General features: G+C 46.6%; 23 protein-coding genes. 16 read left to right on the top strand and 7 right to left on the bottom strand.

Going from position 1 to position 26,317, the window contains the following annotated elements; genetic code table 11:
* Window positions 1-10: 10 nt before the first annotated feature.
* Together VM802_RS00375 and guaA are read right to left on the bottom strand one after the other, a co-directional pair.
* Window positions 11-1,321, bottom strand: a complete 1,311-nt coding sequence (locus tag VM802_RS00375) for an ABC transporter substrate-binding protein (protein WP_325526774.1) — start codon at window positions 1,319-1,321, stop codon at window positions 11-13.
* 197 nt (window positions 1,322-1,518) lie between these two features.
* Window positions 1,519-3,087, bottom strand: coding sequence for a glutamine-hydrolyzing GMP synthase (gene guaA / locus VM802_RS00370; protein WP_524537089.1), 1,569 nt, complete (start codon window positions 3,085-3,087; stop codon window positions 1,519-1,521).
* 55 nt (window positions 3,088-3,142) lie between these two features.
* On the opposite strand from guaA, the gene VM802_RS00365 reads away from it, so the two are divergent.
* From VM802_RS00365 to VM802_RS00320, 10 genes are all read left to right on the top strand, one after another.
* The gene (locus VM802_RS00365; protein WP_325526772.1) at window positions 3,143-3,877 is read left to right on the top strand and encodes a head GIN domain-containing protein; all 735 of its coding nucleotides are present in this window, start codon (window positions 3,143-3,145) and stop codon (window positions 3,875-3,877) included.
* A gap of 278 nt (window positions 3,878-4,155) precedes the next feature.
* Complete coding sequence (locus tag VM802_RS00360) at window positions 4,156-5,076, top strand: hypothetical protein (protein ID WP_325526770.1); 921 nt, start codon at window positions 4,156-4,158, stop codon at window positions 5,074-5,076.
* A 206-nt stretch (window positions 5,077-5,282) separates the two neighbouring features.
* A complete protein-coding gene (gene darB / locus VM802_RS00355; RefSeq protein WP_325526768.1) occupies window positions 5,283-6,419 on the top strand; it encodes a dialkylresorcinol biosynthesis protein DarB in 1,137 nt (378 codons plus the stop codon).
* A 24-nt stretch (window positions 6,420-6,443) separates the two neighbouring features.
* Entirely contained in the window at window positions 6,444-6,842 is a 399-nt protein-coding gene (darG, locus tag VM802_RS00350) for a flexirubin biosynthesis protein DarG (RefSeq protein ID WP_325526766.1), read from the top strand.
* 132 nt (window positions 6,843-6,974) lie between these two features.
* Entirely contained in the window at window positions 6,975-7,979 is a 1,005-nt protein-coding gene (darH, locus tag VM802_RS00345; RefSeq protein ID WP_325526764.1) for a BtrH-related acyltransferase DarH, read from the top strand.
* 75 nt (window positions 7,980-8,054) lie between these two features.
* Window positions 8,055-8,801, top strand: a complete 747-nt coding sequence (locus VM802_RS00340; RefSeq protein WP_325526762.1) for an ABC transporter ATP-binding protein — start codon at window positions 8,055-8,057, stop codon at window positions 8,799-8,801.
* A gap of 61 nt (window positions 8,802-8,862) precedes the next feature.
* Window positions 8,863-10,158, top strand: a complete 1,296-nt coding sequence (locus VM802_RS00335; protein ID WP_325526760.1) for an ABC transporter permease — start codon at window positions 8,863-8,865, stop codon at window positions 10,156-10,158.
* A gap of 90 nt (window positions 10,159-10,248) precedes the next feature.
* The gene (gene apeE, locus VM802_RS00330) at window positions 10,249-10,506 is read left to right on the top strand and encodes an ApeE family acyl carrier protein (RefSeq protein WP_325526758.1); all 258 of its coding nucleotides are present in this window, start codon (window positions 10,249-10,251) and stop codon (window positions 10,504-10,506) included.
* Window positions 10,507-10,519: 13 nt separating this feature from the next.
* On the top strand, window positions 10,520-11,734 hold the full coding sequence (locus VM802_RS00325) for a beta-ketoacyl-[acyl-carrier-protein] synthase family protein (protein WP_325526756.1): 1,215 nt from the start codon (window positions 10,520-10,522) through the stop codon (window positions 11,732-11,734).
* Window positions 11,735-11,750: 16 nt separating this feature from the next.
* On the top strand, window positions 11,751-12,767 hold the full coding sequence (locus tag VM802_RS00320; protein WP_325526754.1) for a beta-ketoacyl synthase chain length factor: 1,017 nt from the start codon (window positions 11,751-11,753) through the stop codon (window positions 12,765-12,767).
* A gap of 199 nt (window positions 12,768-12,966) precedes the next feature.
* Here the strand turns inward: VM802_RS00320 and VM802_RS00315 are convergent, their stop codons facing one another.
* Entirely contained in the window at window positions 12,967-14,688 is a 1,722-nt protein-coding gene (locus VM802_RS00315) for a M14 family metallopeptidase (RefSeq protein WP_325526752.1), read from the bottom strand.
* A gap of 89 nt (window positions 14,689-14,777) precedes the next feature.
* A complete protein-coding gene (rpsT, locus tag VM802_RS00310) occupies window positions 14,778-15,032 on the bottom strand; it encodes a 30S ribosomal protein S20 (RefSeq protein ID WP_325526750.1) in 255 nt (84 codons plus the stop codon).
* 255 nt (window positions 15,033-15,287) lie between these two features.
* Between rpsT and VM802_RS00305 the strand changes: the two genes are divergently transcribed.
* The 5 genes from VM802_RS00305 to VM802_RS32275 all read left to right on the top strand — a co-directional run bounded on the left by VM802_RS00305 (window position 15,288) and on the right by VM802_RS32275 (window position 21,603).
* Window positions 15,288-18,044: a 2-oxoglutarate dehydrogenase E1 component gene (locus tag VM802_RS00305; protein ID WP_325526748.1), complete on the top strand. Its 2,757-nt coding sequence runs from the start codon at window positions 15,288-15,290 to the stop codon at window positions 18,042-18,044.
* A gap of 102 nt (window positions 18,045-18,146) precedes the next feature.
* Window positions 18,147-19,709: a 2-oxoglutarate dehydrogenase complex dihydrolipoyllysine-residue succinyltransferase gene (gene odhB / locus VM802_RS00300; protein ID WP_325526746.1), complete on the top strand. Its 1,563-nt coding sequence runs from the start codon at window positions 18,147-18,149 to the stop codon at window positions 19,707-19,709.
* Window positions 19,710-19,816: 107 nt separating this feature from the next.
* The gene (locus VM802_RS00295; RefSeq protein ID WP_325526744.1) at window positions 19,817-20,977 is read left to right on the top strand and encodes an RsmB/NOP family class I SAM-dependent RNA methyltransferase; all 1,161 of its coding nucleotides are present in this window, start codon (window positions 19,817-19,819) and stop codon (window positions 20,975-20,977) included.
* 24 nt (window positions 20,978-21,001) lie between these two features.
* Entirely contained in the window at window positions 21,002-21,415 is a 414-nt protein-coding gene (locus tag VM802_RS00290) for a hypothetical protein (RefSeq protein WP_325526742.1), read from the top strand.
* Complete coding sequence (locus tag VM802_RS32275; protein WP_414647023.1) at window positions 21,349-21,603, top strand: GNAT family N-acetyltransferase; 255 nt, start codon at window positions 21,349-21,351, stop codon at window positions 21,601-21,603. The genes VM802_RS00290 and VM802_RS32275 overlap by 67 nt, the downstream gene beginning before the upstream one ends.
* Here the strand turns inward: VM802_RS32275 and VM802_RS00285 are convergent.
* The 3 genes from VM802_RS00285 to mnmA form a co-directional block, all read right to left on the bottom strand.
* The gene (locus VM802_RS00285; protein WP_325526739.1) at window positions 21,594-22,394 is read right to left on the bottom strand and encodes an SDR family oxidoreductase; all 801 of its coding nucleotides are present in this window, start codon (window positions 22,392-22,394) and stop codon (window positions 21,594-21,596) included. The genes VM802_RS32275 and VM802_RS00285 overlap by 10 nt on opposite strands.
* A gap of 394 nt (window positions 22,395-22,788) precedes the next feature.
* Window positions 22,789-23,340: a GNAT family N-acetyltransferase gene (locus VM802_RS00280; RefSeq protein ID WP_325526737.1), complete on the bottom strand. Its 552-nt coding sequence runs from the start codon at window positions 23,338-23,340 to the stop codon at window positions 22,789-22,791.
* Between the two features lie 133 nt (window positions 23,341-23,473).
* Window positions 23,474-24,577: a tRNA 2-thiouridine(34) synthase MnmA gene (mnmA, locus tag VM802_RS00275; RefSeq protein ID WP_325526735.1), complete on the bottom strand. Its 1,104-nt coding sequence runs from the start codon at window positions 24,575-24,577 to the stop codon at window positions 23,474-23,476.
* A gap of 243 nt (window positions 24,578-24,820) precedes the next feature.
* On the opposite strand from mnmA, the gene VM802_RS00270 reads away from it, so the two are divergent.
* On the top strand, window positions 24,821-26,314 hold the full coding sequence (locus VM802_RS00270) for a tagaturonate reductase (RefSeq protein WP_325526733.1): 1,494 nt from the start codon (window positions 24,821-24,823) through the stop codon (window positions 26,312-26,314).
* Window positions 26,315-26,317: the final 3 nt, after the last annotated feature.

Below are 26,317 nucleotides of genomic sequence, written 5' to 3'. Positions count from 1 at the left end.
TAAAAAAATCTTATTTGTTCATCTTCGTATCGGCGCTATCGCCTTTCTGTATCACAAAGATATTTTTGTTCTCAAAATACGAAGGTGTGTTTTCCCCATCTTTGAGATATACAGGCTGGAAGTTGAAATTGGTGATTACCCTGGGAGCTGTACCCACAGCACCATTGAAGTATACCCCGTTGTTTTTCAGGAGCCTTACAAAATAGTAGGTGAGGTCAAAACCTTTGAAAGCCATGTCTGAAGGACGTGCTTTGTAGGTTTTGCGGAAGTAATCGTGGATATAACGGCTGTAGTTGTCTGTTCTGTCGTTGTAGTAGGGGGAGGTATAATACACCTGTAATCCTTTCAGCTCAGGTTCTTTCAGCTTAAATACATCCCAGGTGGGCATACCGAAGATTTGCAGCGGGTAGGTAGTAGCGGAGACGCTGAGTTTTTTCATCAGGCTCTTGGCGCCGGCTTCGTCCAGTGCAGTAACGATGATAATATTGGGTTTGTCGGTAAGCAGGTATTTGGAAATCTCTTCGGGTGTGGTGCCTTCATTCCATACCACTTCGCGGATCCTTGATTTCTTATTGCTCTCCATTTTATCATAGGAGTTCTTGAAATCGGCTGCCAACCTGGATTCGAAGGTGGTGTTTCTGCGGAACAGCACAATGTTTTTGTTAGCGAATGCTTCCTGTACATAGTTATGCAGCGCTTCACAATGTGTTTTGAGTGTGCTGTTGGAGATGAAAAGGAAAGGATTGTTGTTGATGCCTGCATCGTTCGGGAAGGTGGCAGACACAAAATTTATTTCTTTCTCTCTGGCGAAGTCGCTGAGCTCTTTCAGCTCAGGGTTGGCTACAGCGCCGATGATGAGGTCAATGCCATCGAGCGCCTTGCTGCGTATCAGCGAGCCTACGGATTGCCTTGCTTTACTGTCGTATACATTTACTTTGAGGCTGTATCCCTGTTGTTGTAATGAATCCAGCGCCAGTTGAGCGCCCTCATAGAATTCAAGTCCGGGCAGCACATACCTGGGCATGGTGCGACCTGGAATGTCATTGGAGCCTGCGAATGCAGAGTCAAGGTACAATGGTGCAAAGAGAGCGATGTTGTAAACAGGCTTCTTTACGTCCTTTGCAAAGGCTGGCACATTGAACGGAGCTTTCGCAGTTTCTTTCTTCTCTTCAGGTTTCTTTTTCTCCGGGGTGGGCTTGCTGAGTGATGGCGGCGGGCCATCCACGCGACCTGACGACTTCCTGGATGATGAACAGGCGGAGATCAGGACAGACAATGCAAATACGGCAAGCAGGTTTTTAATAAAAACAAATTGGCTCATAATTGGCGCTTATTTACAAAAATCATTCCGGGACAATGATTTTTGTGATTATTGTGATATAAGAAGATTGTAAGGAAGATAAAAGCGAAAGACCCGGTATTAGCTTTAACAGGCGGTCTTTCGCTTTTATAACAATATTATCGGTCTTATAATCTTCTTATATCACCATCATCACAATAATCAAAAAAATCACAGTTTTATTCCCACTCAATGGTAGCAGGGGGTTTGGAACTGATATCGTATACTACACGATTGATTCCTTTCACCCTGTTGATTATATCGTTTGACATTTTTGCGAGGAACTCGTAAGGCAGATGCGCCCAATCGGCCGTCATACCATCGACAGAAGTAACGGCGCGCAGTGCGACGGTAAATTCGTAGGTGCGTTCATCTCCCATTACGCCAACGCTCTGTACTGGAAGGAGGATGGTACCAGCCTGCCATACTTTGTCATATAGTCCTGCTTCACGGAGCCCTTCAACATAAATTGCATCAGCTTCCTGCAGCATAGCTACTTTCTCTGGTGTAATAGCGCCCAGGATACGGATAGCGAGACCTGGTCCGGGGAATGGGTGACGGCCCAGGAATACTTCGCTGATGCCTATTTCGCGGCCTACGCGGCGCACTTCATCTTTGAAGAGGAAGCGGAGCGGTTCTACCAGCTGCATGTTCATTTTCTCGGGAAGGCCCCCCACATTGTGGTGCGACTTGATCGTAACGGAAGGGCCGTTTACAGAAACGGACTCAATTACATCAGGATAGATGGTTCCCTGGCCGAGGAAGGAAATATCTGTTAATTGGGTAGCTTCCTGCTGGAACACCTCGATGAAGAGGCGTCCTATTGTTTTACGTTTCTGCTCAGGATCTGAAACGCCATCCAGCTGGCCGTAGAAGAGGTCTTTTGAATTTACACCCTTCACATTGAGGCCCATATGTTTATAAGACTCCAGCACTGTTTCGAATTCGTCTTTACGTAACAGGCCGTTGTCAACGAAGATGCAGAAAAGGTTCTGACCGATAGCTTTATGGATCAGTTCAGCTGCGACGGTAGAGTCAACGCCGCCGCTAAGCGCCATTACAACTCTTTTGTTGCCAACCTGTTCTTTGATCTTAGCTACTGTTTCGTGTACAAATGCAGCGGGGGTCCAGTCCTGCTGGCAGTTGCAGATATGTACCAGGAAGTTGCGCAGGATCTGCTTGCCTTCCAGTGAGTGTGTTACTTCGGGATGGAACTGTAAGCCGAAGATAGGATTAGGCGCTACAGTGGTGCTTTTGAAAGCGGCAACCGGGATATTTTCAGTGGTGGCGATAACCTGGAAGCTTTCAGGTATACGTTTGATGGTATCAGAATGGCTCATCCATACCTGGCTCTTGGCGGAGATGTCGTACAACAGTTTTTCTTCCCTGTCGTTGTGTCCCATAAAGGCGCGGCCGTATTCGCGGATATTGCTTTTGGCCACTTCGCCGCCGAAATTTTTAGCCATCATCTGGGCGCCGTAGCAGATACCAAGTACTGGTACTTTTGCGGCGATGGCAGCAATGTCGATATTTGGCGCCTTTTCGTCGTTCACGGAGAAAGGACTACCGGATAAAATAACACCCTTGATAGTTTCGTCCCAGGCAATGGGCTGAAGGCAAGGCTTAATTTCGCAATAAACATTCAGTTCCCGGATGCTGCGTGCAATCAGCTGTGTATATTGAGAACCAAAATCGAGGATAAGTATCTTTTCTGTCATGGTGGTGCAAAGATAAAGTCCTTCTATCAAATTCGGATTTTGAAATTAGAAATCTAGTTGTACTTTCATACATCAATCTAAACTTATGCAAACCAAAATCAATCTGCGCCACGGTTTAGTGGCACTTTCAGCTGCTCTCATGCTCAATGGATGCGTAATAGGCCAGGATCGTATTAAAGGGAGTGGTAATATTACAAAAGAAGAAAGGAAGGTACCCTCATTCCATAAGCTCAAGGCGGAAGGAAGTATGAATGTATTCCTGTCGCAGGGAGCTGAAAAACCCGCTGTTATCGAGGGAGACGATAATATTATACCATTGATAGAGCTGGTAGAACAGGATGGGATGCTGAAAGTACGCTACAAAAAGAATGTTTCTATCAGCACACATCATAGCGTGAATATATACCTGAGCGCCCCCCAGGTTGATCAGGTAAGCCTGGCTGGTTCCGGTGATCTGAAGCTGGTGGATAAATTTAATCTGAAGGACGACGTGAAAGTGACCCTTTCCGGTTCCGGTAATTTTTCCGGCGCGCTCAATGCACCTGCAGTAGAAGCTGCTATTGCGGGTTCTGGCAATATGCACCTGACAGGTGAAACGCGTGATGTGAGCATCTCCATTGCCGGCAGCGGAGATTTCGATGGGGATGAGCTGATGGCGGAGAATGCAAAAGTAACAATCGCTGGTAGTGGCAATGCCAATGTACATGCAAGTGTGAAGCTTGACGCAAAAATTGCAGGCTCCGGCGATGTAAATTATAAGGGATCTCCTCAGGTTTCCAGTTCTGTAGCAGGTTCCGGCTCGGTGCAGAAAAGAGGCTAGATCAACATTTGCAAATTTTTAACATTTCTGTTATCATATATTGCCCCCTTTATGTGTTAATAGATTGGTTTCGAAAGAAATCAAGTCCTTTGGTCCAGATACTGCCGCAGCAACAAAGCCGGTTGAGGCAGTATCTGGCGGAGGCACAAGCCCCGGAAACAGTTCCCTTGCCCCCCATATACTATGCCGTCCTCCGTATCAAATTATCATTAAATGATATAAATACTGATGCTTTTTTGTATGTTTACAGCTTGTAATTGTTGAACTCCTTTTCCTTTATGAACGAAAGACCAAAGATCCTGGTAGTATATTATACACAGACCGGGCAATTAAAAAGGATTATTGATCATGTGCTGGCTCCACTCGGGGGCAAAGCAGACATTACCTTTGAGCAGCTGGTGCCGGTAAGGCCTTTCCCTTTTCCATGGGGAAAACAGGAGTTTTACGACACTATGCCGGAAACAGTGCAAGGTACGCCAAGAGGTATTGAACCGCTGAAAGTTGATGTGAATGCGCATTTCGACCTGGTAATAATGGCTTACCAGCCCTGGTTCCTGTCTCCTTCACAACCTACTGCCGCTTTCCTCCAGAGCGAAGCCGCAGCGGGCCTGTTGAAAGACAAGCCGGTGATCACTTTGCTGGGTTGCAGAAATATGTGGCTCAATGCACAGGAAAAGGTTAAAGGCTACCTGCAGAAAGCGGGAGCAAAACTCGTAGGAAATATTGTATTGGTTGATAAATCACCTAACCTGGTATCCCTGATTACCGTATTACGTTGGGCTTTTAAAGGTAAGAAGGAAGCGACCCGCTTTCTGCCACAGGCCGGCGTACAGGAGAATGAGATCCTTACATCCGATCGTTTTGCGGCCCCAATTGCAGCAGCACTGGAAAACAGGCAGTGGGACAAGCTGCACCAGCAACTGCTCAACCTCCAATCAGTGGAATTACTTCCGAACCTGGTATTGCTGGAAAACAACGGCATCAGTGCATTCCGCTTCTGGGCCAGGTTCATCAGTGCCAAAGGCGGTCCGGGAGCACCGGAACGTCAGGGCCGCGTAACCATGTACAGGAGCCTGCTGTTGGTAGGTATCTTCGTTCTTACTCCCGTTACGCTTATTTCTTCCCTCATCAAATTAAACCTGAAAAGGAATGAACTGGCGCGCGAGGTGGAATACTATAAAGGTATTACTCTCCGTTGATCATTATAATTCCGGCAATATCCGCTAGTTTTGCGGGGATATATTAACGTCGGTGGCGTAATAATTGTAATTCAGATTAGAATTATATATTTACGTCTCCGTAAAAATGTACACTATTCACAGCATGTTTATCACAGATAGGCTGGCAGAAATCAGTTATCATCAAGGATTTGCATGTGGCCTTAAAAGATGAATTATTTTTTCAAATGAAGGAAGTTTATATTACCAGGCTTTCAAAATTCTTGCCTAACAAGCCTGTTGGAAATGACGAAATGGAGAGCATCCTCGGAATGGTAGATGGAAAAGCTTCCCGCGCAAGGTTGAAGATCCTGGGTAACAACAAGATCACAACCCGCTACTATTCCCTCGACAAAGAAGGAAACTCCACTCATTCCAATGCTGAGATGACAGCGATTGCTGTTAAGGAATTGTTCGACGAAAAATTCCCCATCAGTAAATTACAGTTACTGGCTTGCGGAACTACATCGCCTGACCAATTGTTACCCAATCACGCCGCGATGGTACACGGTATCCTGAAATGCCAGCCAGTGGAGCTGATTGCCGCTACCGGTGCATGCGCTGCTGGTATGCAGGCTTTCAAATATGCCTGGATGTCTATCCGTTGCGGTAATACTTCCAATGCTGTAAGTACCGGCTCTGAAAAATTCTCTGCCTGGATGCTGGCTGAAAAATTCCAGCCCGAAGCAGAGAACCTCAAAAGCCTGGACGAAAATCCGATCATCGCTTTTGAAAAGGATTTCCTTCGCTGGATGCTCTCCGACGGCGCCAGTGCGGCGCTCTTCCAGGATAAGCCCAATGAAGAAGGGTTATCTCTCCGCGTAGACTGGGTAGAAATTCTTTCTTATGCCAACGAACTGGAAACATGTATGTATGCAGGTGCTATCAAAGAATCTGATGGCAACACCAAAGGCTGGATAGACATGACTCCTGACGAATGGGCACAGCACAGCGTTTTCTCCTTTAAACAAGATACCAGACTTCTGGGTAAAAATATTGTTCCTTCCGGAGCGCAGATGTGGAAAGAACTCGTAGAGCGCCACAACATCAACCTGGATGAAATAGATTTCTTCCTGCCTCACCTGTCATCCGAATTTTTCAGATTGAAAATCGATGAAGAGATCACCAGGCTGGGCGTACCTATTACACTGGAAAGATGGTTTACTAACCTCGCACATGTAGGTAATGTAGGCACTGCTTCTCCATACCTGATGCTGGAAGAACTGATGAATACCGGTCGCTTCAAAAAGGGCCAGAAGGTGGTTATGATGGTTCCTGAAAGCGCCCGTTTCTCTTATGCTTATGCTCACATCACTGTGGTGTAAGCCGGACTACTTAAAACTGCTATCATGAAAAAAGAGGAAGTACCGCAGGATGGAGATAACCTGCATGAAGGTACATTCAAACAGATTATGTATGCGGTGGATAACTCGGGCAACTATGTACAAGTGCAGAGTGCAGGCTGGGAGCCTGAGTACATTGCACTGGGTCAGGCCTGGGATGAAGTAAATGAGAAAGTGAAAGCCGCCCGCGCCCGCGTAGAAGCCGGAGAAATAAGTCCTGTGGCCTATTACATGGAGAAGAACCTGATGGATCTGCCGTTACTGGCAAGCTATGTAGGCAAATTCCAGTGGCAGGTGAAAAGACATATGAACCCCGCCGTATTTAACCGCCTCAGCAACAAAATGCTGCAGCGCTATGCCGACGCCTTTAAGATCACTACAGATGATTTAATACATCTTATTTAGTTATTTTTTTATTGAGGTATTTGGTTATTTAAAGTGCGCCGGAGATTGTATAGTAAAATCAATTATAGATCTCCGCTGCACTTTAAATAACCAAATACCTCAATAAAAAAATAACTAAATCACTAAAAAACTATGGACAACATCCAATTCCAGCACACACAGACTGCACATTGCGAAAGCGGCGTTATATCCAACCTGCTGGGACATTATGGCTTACGTATCAGTGAGCCGATGGCCTTCGGTATCGGTGCAGGTATCTTCTTCGGACACCTTCCTTTTGTTAAGGTGAACGGGGTGCCTGGTTCCACCTACCGGATATGGCCCGGCGCTATTTTTCAGCGCGTATGCAAACGTCTGGGTGTGAAAATGGAATCCACCACTTTCTCAACCCCGGAAAAGGGAATGACGGCACTGGACCAGGTGATCAGTACAGGCACTCCTGTAGGATTGCTTTCCAGTGTTTATTATCTACCCTATTTTCCTCCTTCCTACCGCTTTCATTTCAATGCGCATAACCTCGTTGTGTACGGTAAACGCGACGGGCAGTATCTTGTAAGCGACCCTGTAATGGACACCGTTACGGAAATTGACCCCGAAAGCCTGGCGCAAGCCCGCTTTGCAAAAGGGTTTCCGGCCCCCAAAGGAAAAATGTATTATCCTGTACAGGTGCCGGCAAATGCTTCTTTCGAAAAGCCTATCAAGGAAGGCATTGAGCAGGCTTGTCATTACATGCTGAAAATTCCTTTGCCGATGTTCGGGGTAAAAGGTATCCGTTTCCTTGCCAACCGTGTAAAACGTTATCCGGAAAAAGTAGGTGAACGCAGATCTGCCCTGTATCTGGGAAATATCATCAGGATGCAGGAGGAGATAGGAACGGGTGGAGCCGGTTTCCGCTTTGTATATGCCGCTTTTCTGCAGGAAGCAGCCTTGCTGCTGAAAAAGGATGAGCTGTCTGTACTTGCACAGGAGCTGACTCGCACAGGTGATCTGTGGCGTAACTTTGCTTTTTCTGCTGGCCGCGTCTGCAAGAGCAGGACTGTAGACAATGTATCCTACAACGAACTGGGTGAGATGCTGATGCAATGCGCTGCTGCTGAGGAAACATTTTTCCGCAAGCTGGCGCAGGTGAAATTCTGATGAGGTGAATTTTTTCTGAGAATGATGTTACGGGAGATATTTCCCGGCCGATAAATAACCAATTCCTGAAAGGGCATGTCCGGCATAGTAGTAAATAATTTGTATAAAACTTATCAGGGATCAGCAGTACCAACGCTGAAAGGATTGTCCTTTACGTTTTCTGAAGGTAAGATCGCCGGATTGCTGGGACCTAACGGTGCCGGAAAAACCACGACCATCTCGATCCTGTGCGGACTGGTACGTGCCGACAGCGGATCGGTTACGATTCATGGCCTGGCACAGGATGCCGCACACAGAGAAGCCATTAAAAAGATCATTGGTATTGTTCCGCAACAGATAGCATTGTATCCGCAATTGTCTGCTGTACAGAACCTGACCTATTTTGGTAACCTCTATGGAATTAAAGGAAAGGTATTGACGGAGAAGATCATGCATTACCTGGAATTGTTCGGCCTGGAGAAGAGCGCGCACAAAGAGATTCATAAATATTCCGGCGGTATGAAAAGGCGCGCTAACATTATTGCGGCCATCCTGCATGATCCGCGACTCCTTATACTGGATGAACCAACAGCCGGCGTGGATGTGCAGTCGCGCAGCATGATACTTCAGTTTCTGCGCGATTACAACCGGCAGGGAGCCAGTATATTATACACTTCCCATCTGCTGGAAGAAGCACAGTCTATCTGTGATGAGATTGTTATTATGGACGAAGGCAGTATGATTGTAAATGGTCATCCGTTATCACTGATCGCGCTGCACCCGGATTGCGGCAACCTGGAAGATGTATTTTTACACTACACAGGACACTCATTGAGAGATTGATAACTGAAACAATAACACGAAAATAAAAACCAAAGCTGGCACAGCCCGATGCTAAAGACATATGCTCCGTTTCCTGGCAACAATTAGAAAAGAATGGCAACTGTTGTTACGCGACAGAATGGGACTCACACTCCTGTTTGTTATGCCGCTCGTGCTGATCACCGTGATGGCGTTGATACAGGATGCTCCCTTCAAAGACTACCAGGAAGTGAAGTTCGACATCCTCGCGGTAGACAATGATCACGGACGTCTGGGCAGATACATCAGGGAAGGACTGGAAAAAAGCGGGCAATTCAATATCATTGATTCGCTGGAAGGACAGTCACTTACTGCCGGCAAGGCCAGGGAACTGGTGAACGACGGGAAGTACAAAGTCGGGATCATCGTACCTGAAGGATCAACAGCTGCTATTGTAAGCAATGCCAACAGGATTGTGAATGACATCTCACAACGCATGGGAATGAGCATTGCCCTGCCTGTGAAGAAAAATCCGGATTCACTCAATGTAATCATCTACTTTGATCCGGCCGCCAAGAAAGCCTTTAAGGGCGCAATCCATCAGGCAATAGACAACTTCCTGACCCAGGTGGAAACAGACTTCCTGCTGAATCGGATCAAGCAACAACTGCGTAGAAAAGATACCACCGCCACAACGGAAAGTGATACGCTCGCTATCCGTCTCCAGGCTGTTGGATTGAAGGAATATGCAACCGGTTCGCAGAAGCAGGCAGATGTTATATCGAATTCAGTACAACATAACGTCCCGGCATGGAGCATATTCGCCATGTTCTTCATCGTAATACCGATTGCAGGTAACATGATCCGCGAACGGGAAGATGGCAGCCTGCTGAGGATGAAACTGATACCGGGTTCTTATCTCACAGTATTAGCGGGTAAGATGATATTTTTTGTAGGCATCTGCGTCCTGCAGTTTTATCTGATGATGCTGGTTGGGATTTACATTATGCCGCTGCTCGATTTACCCATGCTGGTGATGGGGCAGCATCAGGGAGCATCCCTGTTGGTGGCAGCTGGTATAGGACTGGCAGCAACTGCTTATGGCATTCTGATCGGCACGCTTTTCAAAACGCCTAATCAGGCATTGAATTTCGGGGCTATTTCCATCGTTATATTATCAGCTATCGGTGGTATATGGATTCCACTGGAAGTAATGCCTGCAAAGATGCAGCTGATTGGCCATCTTTCGCCGCTTAGCTGGGGACTGGATGCCATTAATGACATATACCTGCGCAATGGCGATATTGCTTATGTGTGGAAGAATGTGGTCCTGCTGATAGCTACCGGTCTTGCAATGCTGGCAATAGCAGGAGCTGTGGAAAAAAGAAGAATGAACTGATAAATGTTTTCTAAACAATAGTAAAACTGTATTTTTACCGCCTACATGGGCGTTCTCCTTCATGCACGAGGGTGATAAACCTACAACATTATGGAAGAATTAAAAAAGAAACTGAAAGAACAGATCATCGAGGCATTAAATCTCCAGGATACCAAACCGGAGGATATTGATGACAATGCACCATTATTCGGCGATGGGCTGGGCCTCGACAGTATTGATTCCCTTGAGCTGATGGTATTGCTGGAAAGAAACTATCATATCAAAGTGGAAGATCCACGCGAAGGCCGCAAAATCCTTCAGTCTGTTCAGTCCATGGCAGAATTTATCCAATCCAAACAACCCGCATAAGTAAATAGCTTACATGGCGGAAAGAGTGTTTATAACAGGGATGGGAATGATCACCGCCATAGGTGATAATGTAGCCGGAAATTTGGAACAGTTGCGTGCGAAGCGCAGCGGGCTAGGATTTACGGACTATATTGATACCATTTACAAAAATATCCTGCCCGTTGGTGAAGTAAAACATCCCAACGAGGCTTTGTTTGCAAAAGCAGGCGTCTCCGTCCGGGAAGGATATACACGTACCACACTGCTGGGGCTGATAGCTATGCAGGAGGCATTCAGGCAGGCTGGTATCAGCGATGTGCAGCAGGCGCCTACCGGTTTTATCAATGCCAGCACGGTAGGAGGGATGTGTGATACCGAAAAGGTCTACTTTGATATTATCAATCCTGATAAAACAGGATCTTTCCTCAGATACATTGATACACTTGATTGTGCGGACTGTACGCAGCGCATAGCCGACATTGTTGGGTTTACGGAACATATCGCCACGATCAGTACAGCCTGCTCCTCTTCAGCTAATGCACTCATGTTTGGTGCGCGCATGATCAGGCAGGGAATGTTGCCCCGCATGGTCTGTGGTGGTACGGAAGCGCTGACGCGGTTTACACTGAATGGGTTCAATTCTCTCAAGAATGTAGATAAACAGTTTTGTCGTCCTTTCGATCAGCAGCGTACCGGTTTAAACCTGGGAGAAGGCGCAGCATATCTCGTATTGGAAAGTGAATCCTTTGCAAGAGCCAACAACAGCTGTATCCTCGCAGAACTGAGCGGATACTGCAATACCAACGAAGCATTCCATCCTACTTCGCCCTCACCTGATGGCGACGGGGCTTATGAAGCCATGAGAACCGCGCTGGCTATGAGCGGCCGCAGCCTGGAAGAAGTGGACTATATCAATGTACACGGAACTGCCACACTGAATAATGACGTGTCTGAAGGAAAAGCGTTGGAGAGAATGTTCGGGACTAATGTTCCGCTGTTCAGCTCCACCAAACCTTTCACCGGGCACACCCTGGCGGCAGCCGGTGCAATAGAAGCCATTTATGCAGTGTTGGCTATACAAAACAGGCTGATATTCCCCAATCTCAATTTTTCTGAAAAAATGGAAGAACTGAACATTTCTCCGGTAACGGAGCTGATAGAAGATCATCCTGTAAATAATGTTATCTCAAACTCATTCGGCTTTGGAGGAAACAATGCCTCCCTGGTGATCAGCAAATATGAAGGTTAAGTGTTACATACAAGGAATGGCGGCTATTTCCCCACAACATACTTTTGACGGGGATATATTTTCTGCACCGCTGGTACATACGGACCGCAACCTGTTTGCCTGTATTGAACCGGATTACAAGCCGTTTATTCCTGCCAACAGCCTGCGCCGCATGACACGTATGCTGAAGATGGGTCTCACCGCTGCTATCAGATGTGTGCAGGACAGTGGCATAACTGCGCCAGGACCAATTGTTACCGGCACGGGCAAAGGAAGTTTGCAGGATACGGAAAAGTTCATCAAGGAAATCGAGCAGTACAAAGAAACGGCGCTGAACCCCACGCCATTTATTCAATCCACCTACAATTCAGTGAATGGCCTGATCGCGCTGCAACAACAGTGTACAGGCTATAATAATACATTCGTACATCGTGGTTTCTCTTTCGAGAATGCGTTGCTGGACAGTATAATGCTTCTTGCGGAAGGAGCGCCACATACACTTACCGGTGCTTTTGAGGAGATCACCGCGGAACATTTCTATATCAAAAGCCGTATCGGTCACTGGAAGCAGGAGCAGATAGACAGTCGCGAACTATATGCTCATTTGTCTCCCGGTAGCATTTCCGGTGAAGGAGCAGCGTTCTTTTTACTGACGGGTACGCCTACACAGCAAAGCCAGGCTTCTATTACTGGTTTCAGGATGCTCTACAAACCTGCTGCCGACAAACTTCGGGCTGTGCTGCAGGAAATGGGCGCTGGCACAGACCTGATCATTACCGGCCGCAACGGGGATAGCAATTACGAACATTATTACAGGGAGGTTGATGCATGTTTCCCTGCCCTCACACAGGTGCCGTTCAAGCATCTCTGCGGTGAATATGATACTGCGGGTGCATTCGGTCTGTGGCTGGCTGCCGGCATACTGAAAGCGCAGCAATTGCCCGGTCAATGGTATCCCATGCCGTTGCAACTGCCAGCGCATATTAATTCCATTCTGTTTTACAATCATTTTCAGGGAGAGCAGCACGTAATCATGCGGCTGGAAAGGGTTTAGCTCATCTGATTTAGCTGAGGTATTTAAATATTGTAATTCGTCAGTCACTGTCTGACGAATTACAATATTTTTTTATCATCCACCTCGCTCTATCTACTATGATCTATTCATTATCACTTTACTCATTCATAAGTCAAAATAAAAATGGCTGAGACATAAGATCTGCTTACATCTCAGCCATTTGATAGTTTGATGCATTTTACAACCGGTATACCGGGTATCTCATATATCCGGGTTCTGCGTAAGGTGAGTTTTTGTATATGAAATCAAGTTGTGCAGATGCACTTTTGGCAAAAGAGCTATCTGCTGATTTCTTTTGATTCAATTGTGTCTGCAATTCCGGATGTTCTTTCAGGTATTCTGCAGCAGTATCCTCAAATACGTAGGAGGAGTAGCCTTCTTTCTGACCTAATATAGCATCAAAGAAGTTCCATGCAAAGAAAGAGTCGCCGGCTGTTGGCTCAAGCGTTTCCATGAGATAGCGGTTTCCCGGCTGATTGAGTGGTATATAATAATCACCTTTCAGGAAATGTATGGAATCCTTACTTGTAGTTACTTTGATGTCGGTATGCAAATAGTGTTTTTCATAAGGCCGCGGGTAGGTTTTGAAATCGGCTATATGATATACTTCCACGAGGATGGTGGTATCTTTGTTAAGGCGCTGCATATGAATGTGGTTATTCCGGAGCAGATCAATTACCGCCCACCAGCCTTGCGGAATAATATAGGCCTTGGGTTTATCCACGAAATTACCGGGCTCCGCGTAGTTATAAAACTTTATCTGCTTTTCATATGGTTGCTTACGGTCGTAATAAAGACGGGAGAGGCCGGAAATATCACTTGGTTTATGTCCGGAGGTAAAGCCTTTGAAGGTGATGAGGCTGTATTTGTTCATATCGAATTTCCAGGAGAGAGGAAAGCGTTGCTGTGTGCTGGCTGCTTGCTTGGCTTGATCGCGCAGCTGGCGGATGTCTTCGCTATGCTCACCGGTGAACTGTATGAATGACTGCATCAGGGCATAGGTGGCTTTCACCCTTTGTGGGTAGGGTTTCAGCATATGTGTTTCGGGTACGAAGCCGAAAGTATGGAACAAGGTGGTATAACCGGAGGAGTACCTGGGAAGATCTGAGAACTCTACCCAGCCGCTGTCTGGTGTTTCATCGAAGTGATTGACGTAAGGAACGAGGTCATAGCCTTTCTCCTTCATGAGCTTATACAGACCTGGCTCAAAGGTGTTGTGCAGGAACTGCCCCATAGGGCCGCCGAGTTTACCGTACTGGGTACTCAGGAGGGTGATGATATGTTGGTAGTCAGCCCCGTTGCTTACGTGGTTATCCACAAAAACGTCAGGGTCAATGAGATGGTATATCTGTTGGAAACTGCGGGCATTCTTTGAATCTGCTTTGATGAAATCGCGGTTCAGGTCGAGGTTCTGGGCATTGCCGCGGGAACCGAAAGCGTCAGGTCCGTTTTGGTCCACACGGTACCAGGGGGAGCGGTTCAATACGCCGCCGATGTTGTAAACAGGGATTACAGCCAGGATCACATTACCGGGCAGGGAGGCTTTTCCCTGGGCAATATCGCGGAGCAGCATCATAGATGCATCAATGCCATCAGGTTCGCCAGGATGGATGCCATTGTTGATGAGGATAATCCGTTTGTTTTTTTTGTGAAGACTGTTAAAGGCGAAGTCCTTTTGCGGGGAATAAGTGACCAGGTGGAGAGGATATCCGGCATCGGTACTACCTATTTCACGAATATTGATCTGAGGGTAGCGTTTGGCTAATTGCTGGTAATAGGTGATAACTTCCTGGTAGGTGGCGGTTTCACGACCACTGGTTTTTTCAAACCGCGTAGTGAAATCCTGGCCGTTGGCGGCCATTGCCCATAGTGAAGCAATGGCTATCAATAAGTTTCTCATAAGAACATTTATAAATATAAAAGTGACCAGAAAAACAAAAAGCCCTTCCTTTGCGAGGAAGAGCTGTAAATATTGTTACTGAAAAGTAATTACGCTAAAGTCTGAACTCTTTTAGCCAGCTTGCTTTTCAGGTTTGCAGCCTTGTTCTTGTGAATAACGTTACGTTTAGCCAGCTTATCGATCATAGATGCTACTTCAGATAATTCTTTCTCCGCTGCCGCTTTCTCTGTTATTGCCTTCAGATCACGGATGGCATTACGGGTAGTTTTACCGTAGTAACGGTTACGCTCATTGCGTTTTCTGCTTTGACGTACGTCTTTTTTCGTTGCTTTATGATTTGCCATTTTTCAAATTTCAAGTTTCGGACGGCAAAGGTAAGGATATTCCATTTACAAAACAAACTAATTGTAAGTTTTCCGTCTTACTACAAAAGTACACATTTTTAAAACTATCTGTTTCATGGCTTAAGAGTTCATTATTTTCTCATTTTTTCCACTCTCTGTATCGAAAAACGAACGATATTTGCAATCCCATATATTAATATATCGGGACATCAACAGAAAAGTATTTGAACTGAAGATCAGCAAAACTCGTTGTAAATGAAGGACTTCTCATTTGTCACCAACTCACATCCTGCTTACATTGAATCGTTATACCAGGATTTCCTCAAAGATCCCAATTCTGTAGACCCTGATTGGGTAAAGTTTTTTGAAGGATTTGATTTCGCGGTATCCAATACCAACGGCAAAGCGGTTAGCGCAGCCGCTGGAGCAGCAGGAGGGGCATTGCCAGTGAGCGGTGATCAACTGACTAAAGAATTGGGCGTATACCGTCTGATCCAGGCATATCGTAAGAAAGGCCATCTCATTGCCAAAACCAACCCCATCCGCGAAAGAAAGGACAGAAGGGCTAATCTTGATCTGGGCAGCTATGGCCTCACAGACGCTGATCTTAAAACAGAATTCTTTGCCGGTACCACCATTGGCCTTGGCAAAACAACACTGGAAAATATTGTAGCCCGCCTGGTAAAGGTGTACGCCGGTTCGGTTGGGATTCAATACACTTATATCAACGACCGCGATAAAGCAAAATGGCTGGAAAAGGAATTCGAAACCATTATGACCCAGCCGCTGTCGCTTGAACAACGTCGACGCATTCTGCAGAAGCTGAACCAGGGTGTAATCTTCGAAAAATTCCTGCACACAAAATATATTGGTCAGAAACGCTTCGGCCTCGAAGGTGGCGAGTCTACTATTCCTGCGCTGGATGCTATGCTCAACGTTGCCGCTGAATATGGCGTTCAGGAATCTGTGATCGGTATGGCACATCGTGGCCGCCTCAATGTGCTGGCCAATATCCTCGGCAAAACTTACGAACAGATCTTCAATGAATTTGAAGGCCTGGCCGTCCCCGATATGACAATGGGAAGCGGTGATGTGAAATACCATCTGGGCTTCCGTTCACTGGTGGATACTGCATCCGGTAAAAAGGTGAACCTTCAGCTGATGCCCAATCCATCTCACCTGGAAGTAGTGGATCCTATCGTAATTGGCTTTGCACGCAGTAAAGCCGATGTGATCTACAACAGCGACTATGATAAGATACTGCCGATCCTGATCCATGGCGATGCCGCCGTTGCAGGTCAGGGCATTGTATATGAAGTGGCACAGATGAGTAAGCTCAAAGGCTACTATACCGGAGGTACTATTCATTTCGTGATTAACAACCAGATCGGTTTTACCACCGACTTTGATGATGCACGTTCTTCCGATTATTGTACCAGCGTTGCTTCTATTGTACAGGCGCCTGTATTCCATGTGAATGGCGATGATGCTGAAGCCGTGGTGAAGGTATCTCAGCTGGCAGCACGTTACCGCCAGGAATTCAATGAGGATATCTACATAGATATGGTATGCTACCGTAAACATGGCCACAACGAAGGGGATGAGCCTAAGTTTACACAACCAAGTCTCTATGCACTGATCGATAAACATCAGAATCCGCGTGAAGTATATACTCAGTATCTGCTGAACAACGGTGAATCCGACGCACAGGCACTGGCCAAAGAAATGGAGAAAGGCTTCTGGGATGACCTGCAAGCCCGACTGGATGAAGTGAAACAACATCCGCTGCCTTACGCTAACCAGAAACCCGAAGAGTGGTGGCAGGCACTGCGCAAAGCCACTCCACAGGATTTCGAAGCATCTCCGGCTACTGCTATCTCTGAAGCTGACTTCAAACGCCTGTTTGACGGCCTGATGAAATGGCCCGAAACCTTTGTGCCGCTCCGCAAAGTGAGCAAACTGCTCCAGGATAAAATCAAGCTGTATCAGGAGGAAGGTAAGGTAGACTGGGCAACCGGTGAACTGCTTGCCTATGCAAGCCTTCTCATCCAGGGAAAAGATGTGAGAATGAGTGGTGAAGATGTTAAACGTGGTACCTTCTCCCATCGTCATGCCGTATTATTCGACGAGAATACCAACGAAACCTATAACCGCCTGAACAACTTCCAGGAAGACCAGGGTAAATTCAGAATCTACAACTCCCTGCTCAGTGAGTACGGCGTTCTCGGATTTGAATACGGCTATGCAATGGCCACGCCTAACAGCCTGGTGATCTGGGAAGCACAATACGGCGACTTTGTGAACGGTGCACAAACTGTAATTGATCAATATATCAGTAGCGCTGAACAGAAGTGGACAACGCAGAACGGCCTGGTAATGCTGCTGCCACATGGTTATGAAGGCGGTGGACCAGATCATTCCAATGCACGCCCTGAGCGTTTCCTGCAACAATGTGCAGAAGAAAATATGGTGATAACCAATATCACAACCGCCGCTAACTTCTTCCATGCACTGCGCCGCCAGCTGACATGGCAGTTCCGTAAACCGCTGATCAACTTCTCACCGAAAGCAAACCTGCGTCATACAGGTGCTTACTCCGCTGTGGAAGAGTTCACCCAGGGTGGTTTCAAGGAAGTACTGGATGATCCGTTCATCACAGATGCTTCAGTAGTGAAGAAAGTATTGCTGTGTACAGGTAAAATGTATTTTGATCTGAGCGACAAACAAATTAAAGAAGAACGTAAAGATGTAGCCATCGTTCGCCTGGAACAGCTGTATCCGCTGCCTGTTAAACAACTGGAAGCCATTGCTCAGAAATATAAAGGCGCTACTTTCTTCTGGGTACAGGAAGAACCGCTGAATATGGGCGCTGCAGCTTACCTGCAGATGAACCTGAAGCAGATCAACTATGGTGTTATCAGCCGCAACCCAAGCGCATCTACAGCTACCGGTTATGCAAAAGTGCATGCCCGCGAACAGCAGCAGATCATCGATACAGCGTTTAACATCTAGTAAAAATTGCAAACTATAAACTGAAATAGAAAATAATTGTTGTTAGTGAACGTATCTGCTTACAGTCGTTCACTAACAATAATCACCATCAACTGAATAAATATGGTTATCGAAATCAAAGTCCCTACGGTAGGAGAATCTATTAGCGAGGTAACAATTGCAAAATGGTTGAAGAAAGACGGAGATTATGTGCAGCAGGACGAGGTATTATGTGAAATGGAATCAGAGAAGGCAACCTTTGAACTGAATGCAGAGAAAGCAGGTATCCTGAGAATTGCCGCACAGGAAGGCGCTACACTGAAAATCGGTGATGTAGCCTGCACAATTGATACGGATGCAGCTGCACCAGCCCAGGGCGCAACTGCTGCTCCTGCGCCAGCAACACCTGCTGCAGAACCAGTCCCTGCAGCGGCCACCCCTGCAGCACCAGCAGTTAATAAAGGAACCGTTGACATGAAGGTGCCTACAGTAGGAGAGTCTATCAGTGAAGTAACACTGGTGAAATGGATAAAGAAAGATGGTGACTACGTTGAGCGTGATGAGGTAGTATGCGAACTGGAATCAGAAAAAGCAACTTTTGAACTGAATGCTGAAGAAGCCGGAGCACTGATCCTTGTTGCTAAAGAAGGCGATGTTCTGAAGATCGGTGACGTAGTTTGTAAGATTGATACAAGTGTTGCAAGACCGGCTGGTAAAGCTGCTCCTGCTGCAACACAGGCCCAGCCGGCTAAAGCAGCTGCGCCTCAGCCGCAACAGGCTCCTGTTACCACTATCCCCAATGATATTAAGGCTACTCCTGTAGCAGCAGCCGTGATTGCTGACAAACATGTAGATGCCGCTACCATCAAAGGTTCTGGCGCAAATGGTAAGATCAGGAAAGACGATGTGTTTGCTGCGTTGCAGAATCCCGGCGTGGCACTTGGCCAGGAACTGTTCAGCCGCGTAGAACGCCGCGAGAAAATGAGCAACCTGCGCAAAACCGTTTCCCGTCGCCTCGTAGAAGCCAAAAATACTACCGCTATGCTCACTACCTTTAACGAGGTAGACATGACCAACATCATGGAGCTGCGCGCCAAATACAAAGAAGTGTTCAAAAAGCAACACGAGGTGAACCTCGGCTTTATGAGCTTCTTCACCAAAGCCTGCTGTTTTGCATTACGGGAGTTCCCTGCTGTAAATGCCTACATCGACGGCGAAGAACTGGTATACCACGATTACTGTGATATCTCTATCGCAGTGTCTGCACCGAAAGGATTGGTGGTACCGGTAATCCGCAACGCTGAAAGCCTGGACATGGCCGGTATCGAAAAAACCGTACTGGAACTGGCTACTAAAGCGCGTGAGAACAAACTTACCATCCCGGAAATGACCGGCGGTACCTTTACCATTACCAACGGTGGTGTATTCGGCTCTCTGATGAGTACCCCGATCATCAACATTCCTCAGTCTGCGATCCTTGGTATGCACAAGATCCAGGATCGTCCGATGGCTGTCAACGGTCAGGTCGTGATCCGTCCGATGATGTACATCGCGCTGAGCTACGATCACCGCATCATTGATGGGCGTGAATCAGTAAGCTTCCTGGTAAGAGTGAAAGAAATGCTGGAAAACCCTGAACAACTGCTGTTCGGTAAAGATCCGCTGAAAGCGCTCCTGAAATTGTAGTCTGATTTAGTTTTAATAATGTAAGATCCCATCCGTGTCACGCGGATGGGATTTTTTTTGAATGCTGGCGTAGCCTCGATGACGAAGCAACTACTTATCTTTGTTCTATGACTCGTTGGGAAAATTACCTGTTATCTGCAGAAAAAATTATTGACCTATATAAGGGAGAGCTACCCTTGCATCATTTCCTGAAAACTTTTTTCAAACAACATCCGCAGATGGGAAGCCGTGACAGACGCTGGATTTCCCAACTGGTATATCATTACTTCCGCCTGGGGCACTGGCAGCTGCAGATGGATGTAAAGACACGCATGCTCATGGGGGCATTTCTCTGCGAAACGAAACCCAATGAATTGCTTGCTAACCTGAAGCCGGAATGGAACGCGCAGGTACAGCTGCCGTTGATGGAGAAGTTACAGGCCGCAGATGCCACTTCATTAACACCTGCTGCTTTGTTTTCTTTTATCGATGAGTTGTCTCCTGATATCGATGCTAACACTTTCGCCTATACGTTTCTGCAGCAACCTGGATTATTCATTCGTATCCGCAACAACAAACTGAGTAAAGTATTGCCGCTGCTGGATCAGGCGGCAGTATCCTATGAGGTGGCTGATAATAAAACAACGGTGGCGCTGCCTAATGGTACCAAAATAGAAACGTTGCTGCCGGAGAAGAGTTGGTACGAAATACAGGATGCATCCAGTCAGCAGACAGGCTTGCTGTTGCATCCCCGGAAAAATGAAAGCTGGTGGGATTGCTGCGCCGCCAGTGGAGGTAAATCTATACTCCTGAAAGACCAGCGCCCCGATGTACAGTTACTGGTCACTGATGTACGGAGGTCCATCCTCGACAACCTGCAGCAACGTTTTGCTGCCGCAGGCATAAAGCAATACGAGTCGCGCGTAGCAGACCTTGCGGCCGATAACTTCCCTGCCACTATGGGCAAACGGGAATTTGACGGTATCATTCTCGATGCGCCCTGCAGTGGGTCTGGTACCTGGGGCCGCACACCTGAAAGTCTGCGTTTTTTCCAAAAGGAGGAGATCCTGAAATATCAGCAATTGCAAAAGCGTATAGCTCATAATGTAATACCCTTCCTGAAAAAGGGCGGATCGCTGATTTATATTACCTGTTCTGTATTTCGTCAGGAGAATGAAGAGGTAATAAATTATATAGAAGAGATCAGTGGGTTGAGAAAGCAGGAGGGCGGTATCATTGCCGGCTACGGCAAGGGCGCAGATACGATGTTTGCAGTGAGACTTGCCTGATATTTCTATTATAAATTCTTTCCTATGATTATAGGGACTGCCAAGGACAAATCGATCGTTGTGGATATTCTCGCAGAATCTTACGACGATAACGAAACGATTAATGAAACCATTTTGCCTTCAAAACGGAAGGAAAGACTGCGCGGACTGATGGAATATTCTATAGAAGCAGCTCTGACCGCTGGTAAGGTCTGTCTGTCTGATGATCGGCAAGCAGTGGCACTGATCCTTTTTCCTGATCACAGCAGGCCTGTTTTGAGAAGTATTTATCTCGATATCCAATTGCTTTTTAGAATAACTGGTTGGCGCAGGGCATTAAAAGCACTCAGCAGAGAAAAAATGCAGTTAAGAAACTACGTCCCCATCAACACGTGTACCATCTCTGGTATCTGGGTGTACGTAAAGCCGCTGCTGGAAAAGGAACCGGAACGAGCCTGATCAATGAATTGATAGAGGATGCCAAAGCGGCGGACAGGCCCATCTATGTCGAATCAAGAATAGAAAGCAATACCGCATGGTATAAGAAACGTGGTTTCCGGCTTTACTACGAGCTGTATCACGCAGGCAGACACTGGAGCTGCCTGCGGATAGAAAATCATAACCAATTTCAGGAAGCCTATACCTGAAAATGTTTGCTCACCATATTATCATAGGTAGCATCCGGTAGTATCCTCTTTAAAAACACAGACAGCTTTTCCAGCGGTCGTCCGATCCGGTAGCACCGTTTTACCTTTTTACTATTGATGATCTTCTCGATAAACACGGCGGCCTTTTGCGGATCAAGGCCCGTGGCTACACTTTCCTTGATGATGCTGTGCGTTCTCTCCCAGCTTTCAGTGTAAGCCGCACCGGAAGGTAATTGTGTGACCATTCTGTTGTCGTTGATGGCGGTGTTGAAGCCTCCGGGTTGTACATAGCAAGCCTGGATGCCAAATGGCGCCACTTCCAGCCTGATAGCCTCCGTGATCCTGTCTACCGCCGCTTTGCTGGCGCTGTATGCCGCCCGGTAAGGTAGCCCGTTTTCAGATGCGATAGAACTGATATTGATGATCAGTCCCTTCTTTTGTTGTCGCATATAAGGCAAAGCCTGCTGGCATGTACGCAGTACGCCCAGCACATTGGTGTCGATAATCTTGAAGAGATCTGCTGTTGACAGATATTCAGCTGGTCCTACCAGCCCCAGTCCGGCATTATTGATCAGCACATCTATTCTGCCCTGTTCACGGATAATGGCGTCAATGGCCTGCCGGATACTTTGTTCATCCTGAACGTCCATCTGCAACATCTTGCAGGCAGGATTCGGCTTGGCCGGTTTGCGGCTGGTGCCATACACGATATGTCCTATAGTAGTCAGATGAGTGGCAATTGTTTCTCCAAGACCGGAGCTGGCGCCTGTAACTAAGATAATTTTCTGCATAAAAATTTAAAAGTAACTGGGTGCGGTACCTGTATTTACCGGCCGGAAACCAGCCATGACGCAAGGTACTACTTATAAAGGAGTATAAATATACTGCTAAAGGCGTATTGTTTTTTGCCTGGGAGCAAGCCATTTTTGTGTCATCATCATTTTATCAAGCTCCAAACAAAGGAAACCCACAATGATGAAAAAAACATTGGTTGTCTGCAGTAATGTGATGCAGTTATGTCTTAATATGAAAATTAACCGGCTAAAGCCCGCTTCTCCTTCCGCCATCAGAGTTGCAGTGTTACACTGGAATACAAAGTTCCTGAGCTGGTAATTCAGAAAGACACAGAAAAATTTCTATACTACAATTCATTATTCAGCTATTAACAGCTGCAGGCAACCAACGTCAGACGACGTCCTGTTTCAATATACTCCACATGTTTATGTCGAGGAACTTGCTATCCCACTGCATCCAGTGCCGAAGCAGTCCTTCAAATCTGAAACCGTTTTTCTCCAGTACTTTCTCAGATGCCGCGTTACCAGGCATGACCTCAGCCTCAATCCTGTCCAGCGCCAGTTCATGAAAACCATACTGTATTACCTCCCGGATTGCTTCACTGGCAAGACCTTTATTCCACCATTCATGCGCCAACTCATAGACGATAACGCCGCGGTGCCCGCGGATATAGCTGTTATAACCTGCGGTACCAATCAGTTCCGGGCTATTTTTCAGTGAAATACCCCACCTGATGGCTGTTTTGTCCTTATAGCGTTGATGAAACCGGTGAATAACTGGCACAATGTCTTTCTCTTCCTGTAACGGGACAACATTGTAATATTCTGTTACCCGGCTGTCTGTAAAAAGGCGGAAAAGCTCTGGGGCCTGACCGGGAGTAATCTCTGTCAGGTTGAGTCTCGCGGTATGCAGGGTAGGGAAGGTGTCAGAGAAAATAGACATATATGAATTTAGGGATTTTTTTATTTCGTTATGTAGTTATTTATAAATGCGGAGATTGATAATCTGTTAATATAACATAATCTCCGCCGCATTTATAAATAACTACATAACGAAATAAAAAAATCCCTAAATATTAATGGATGGCGCCCCTCTGGATGATGCCACCTGCAATCACGTCGTCGCCTTCGTAGAATACAGCAGATTGTCCAGGTGCAATACCTTTCACATTCTCATAGAAATTCACCCTGACGCGTCCGTTCTCATTGTACAGTACGCTGAGCGCGCCGGGATCTTTATAACGGATTTTAGTTACCGCCTCAAAACCTTCAGGGATGGTTTCGTATTTACCCATATTGAGGCCGCTTACATACATTTCATTCTTCCGCAGCTCATCTTCATCACCCAATACAATCGTATTAGTTTCCGGAATGATCTCCGTAACGAACACCGGACGTCCAAGGGCAATTTCAAGCCCCTTACGCTGGCCGATTGTATAAAAAGGATAACCTTTGTGCTTGCCCACAATACTACCGTCAGCCAGCACGAAATTACCGCCGTTCACTTTATCTTCCAGTCCGTCTACTTTACGTTTCAGAAAACCGCGGTAATCATTGTCAGGCACAAAGCATATTTCATAGCTTTCTGCTTTCTTGGCCAGTTCCGGGTAACCGAAGTCAAAGGCCATCTGCCTGATCGCCGTCTTACGGTAATTACCAAGGGGCAACAGTGTCCGTGATAAGACATCCTGCTGGATACCCCAAAGTACATAACTCTGGTCTTTGGTTTCGTCTATGCCTTTGCTGATAACAAATCTGCCATTGTCATGCTGGCGAATCTGTGCATAGTGGCCTGTTGCAATAAATTCACAATCCATTGCGTCAGCACGCTTCATCAGCGCGCGCCATTTGATATGAGTATTGCACAACACACAAGGATTGGGCGTGCGTCCTGCAATATATTCCTCCACAAAATTGTTGATCACAAAGTCGCCAAACTCATCCCGGATATCCAGCACAAAATGCGGAAACCCATGATGCACCGCCGCTGCACGGGCATCGTTGAATGAGTCGAGATTACAGCAGCCGGTCTCCTTTTTACTGGAACCAGCGCTAGCATAATCCCAGGTTTTCATGGTGATACCCACCACTTCATACCCCTGTTCATGCAGCATCAGGGCGGTAACAGTACTGTCTATACCGCCACTCATAGCTACCAGCACTTTACCATGCTTGCTCATTTGAAAAAAGTTTAAGGATGCAAATTTACATAAAATCCAGCCAACAGTCATCCGGAGGATATTGATAGAAACAATGACCGGATCGGATTTATTTATGTTAATAAAGAATATGAAAATGAAGAGAAAGCACTTTTTTTTGAGAAATATCTAAATATCAAAATAAAAAAGTAAAAAAATCCCAAATGTAAGCCGGGTATTATATATTTATGGGGAAAGCAACCTATTTAGCATAATTTAGTCGCGATGCTACATATTTTAAATAAACAGTATATACTTGAACACGCAGATTCTGGTGTTCGTGAAGAATTTTTCTCCTTCCCGGAAAAGATACTGCAATTTGGAACCGGCGTGCTCCTACGCGGTCTGGTCGATTATCTGGTTGATAACGCCAACAGACAAGGCGTCTTTCAGGGCCGCATCGTGGTAGTTAAATCCACTGATGGAGATACCGGCGAATTCAGCAATCAGGATAACCTCTTCACTACGCATATCAAAGGCATTGCCCAGGGAGAACTGGTTGATGAAAAAGTAATCAACTCTTCTATTAGCCGGGTTTTGCAATCGAATGCAGATTGGGGAGCTATATTAGAAGCAGTCCACCAGCCACAGTTACAGGTCATTATTTCCAATACCACAGAAGTAGGGATACAATATGTGGAAGAGAAAATAACGACCGCAGCGCCGGCATCTTATCCCGGGAAGTTACTGGCAGTACTGTGGGAGCGGTATAACCACTTCAAAGGCAGCAGCGGCAGCGGTTTTGTGATTGTGCCAACTGAGCTGGTAGTGGATAATGGCCGGCTGCTGAAGGAGATAGTAATGAAACTCGCTGTTTACAACACTATGCCGGAAGTGTTCATCCAATGGATCGATGCAGAGAACCGCTTCTGTAATTCATTGGTAGACCGCATCGTACCAGGGAAGCCGCGAAACCTGGCGGAACAGGAACAGCAGGCAGGTTATGCAGATAAACTGTGGATCGAGGTAGAGCCCTTCCTGCTTTGGGCTATAGAGGGAGAGGAATATGTGAAGTCAGTGATGTCTTTTCACAAAAGCGATCCGCGTATGCTGATAGCTCCCAGCATCGTGCCTTTCCGCGAACAGAAACTGCGCATTCTGAATGGAAGCCATACGGCCGCCGTACCACTGGCTTTTCTGGCTGGCCTCAATACAGTATATGAATGCACGCAGCATGAGTTTATGGGCCAATTCTTCCGCGAAACCATACTGCACGAGATATTACCCACCATTGAAGCCATCTGCCCGCAAGCGCCCGCTTTTGCGCAGGATGTGCTGGACCGTTTTGCCAACCCGTTCATAGAGCATAAGCTGATAAGCATTACTTTCCAGGAGAGCTCAAAAATGAATGCACGTAACGTACGCACATTGGTTCGTTACTATGAACAACATAAATCGCTGCCTCATCATATGTGCCTGGGATTTGCCGCCATGCTGCTTTTCCTGAAGCCGGTACGTAGTGAAGCCGGTAAATACTATAGCAACCGTGGACATGAAGAATATGTTATTACAGATGATAACGCCGGCATTTTTGCCGCATACTGGCAACAGTGTGTGTCTGCCGAAGAGCTGGTGAAACATGTTTGCGCTGACACGCGTCTTTGGGAAACTGATCTCACCTCCATCCCGGGATTTGCTGCTGCTGTAGCGGCGCACCTGCAGGAGTTGCAGAAAGATGGCGTAAAACAATATATGCATCTGCTTAAACAGAAAATTTAATAC

The sequence above is a fragment of the Chitinophaga sp. genome (genome assembly GCF_035538455.1).
Lineage (GTDB): Bacteria > Bacteroidota > Bacteroidia > Chitinophagales > Chitinophagaceae > Chitinophaga.
This window is presented reverse-complemented; position numbering and strand designations above follow the sequence as displayed.

Coding starts and splice junctions, on each gene's coding strand:
- VM802_RS00285 (WP_325526739.1), bottom strand. CDS start 22,394: ATGCAGAAAATTATCTTAGTTACAGGCGCCAGCTCCGGTCTTGGAGAA.
- VM802_RS00325 (WP_325526756.1), top strand. CDS start 10,520: ATGGCGGAAAGAGTGTTTATAACAGGGATGGGAATGATCACCGCCATA.
- VM802_RS00290 (WP_325526742.1), top strand. CDS start 21,002: ATGATTATAGGGACTGCCAAGGACAAATCGATCGTTGTGGATATTCTC.
- VM802_RS00270 (WP_325526733.1), top strand. CDS start 24,821: ATGCTACATATTTTAAATAAACAGTATATACTTGAACACGCAGATTCT.
- odhB (WP_325526746.1), top strand. CDS start 18,147: ATGGTTATCGAAATCAAAGTCCCTACGGTAGGAGAATCTATTAGCGAG.
- VM802_RS00280 (WP_325526737.1), bottom strand. CDS start 23,340: ATGTCTATTTTCTCTGACACCTTCCCTACCCTGCATACCGCGAGACTC.
- darG (WP_325526766.1), top strand. CDS start 6,444: ATGAAAAAAGAGGAAGTACCGCAGGATGGAGATAACCTGCATGAAGGT.
- VM802_RS00305 (WP_325526748.1), top strand. CDS start 15,288: ATGAAGGACTTCTCATTTGTCACCAACTCACATCCTGCTTACATTGAA.
- VM802_RS00375 (WP_325526774.1), bottom strand. CDS start 1,321: ATGAGCCAATTTGTTTTTATTAAAAACCTGCTTGCCGTATTTGCATTG.
- darB (WP_325526768.1), top strand. CDS start 5,283: ATGAAGGAAGTTTATATTACCAGGCTTTCAAAATTCTTGCCTAACAAG.
- VM802_RS00320 (WP_325526754.1), top strand. CDS start 11,751: ATGGCGGCTATTTCCCCACAACATACTTTTGACGGGGATATATTTTCT.
- VM802_RS00360 (WP_325526770.1), top strand. CDS start 4,156: ATGAACGAAAGACCAAAGATCCTGGTAGTATATTATACACAGACCGGG.
- apeE (WP_325526758.1), top strand. CDS start 10,249: ATGGAAGAATTAAAAAAGAAACTGAAAGAACAGATCATCGAGGCATTA.
- rpsT (WP_325526750.1), bottom strand. CDS start 15,032: ATGGCAAATCATAAAGCAACGAAAAAAGACGTACGTCAAAGCAGAAAA.
- VM802_RS00315 (WP_325526752.1), bottom strand. CDS start 14,688: ATGAGAAACTTATTGATAGCCATTGCTTCACTATGGGCAATGGCCGCC.
- darH (WP_325526764.1), top strand. CDS start 6,975: ATGGACAACATCCAATTCCAGCACACACAGACTGCACATTGCGAAAGC.
- VM802_RS00340 (WP_325526762.1), top strand. CDS start 8,055: ATGTCCGGCATAGTAGTAAATAATTTGTATAAAACTTATCAGGGATCA.
- VM802_RS00335 (WP_325526760.1), top strand. CDS start 8,863: ATGCTCCGTTTCCTGGCAACAATTAGAAAAGAATGGCAACTGTTGTTA.
- VM802_RS00365 (WP_325526772.1), top strand. CDS start 3,143: ATGCAAACCAAAATCAATCTGCGCCACGGTTTAGTGGCACTTTCAGCT.
- mnmA (WP_325526735.1), bottom strand. CDS start 24,577: ATGAGCAAGCATGGTAAAGTGCTGGTAGCTATGAGTGGCGGTATAGAC.
- VM802_RS00295 (WP_325526744.1), top strand. CDS start 19,817: ATGACTCGTTGGGAAAATTACCTGTTATCTGCAGAAAAAATTATTGAC.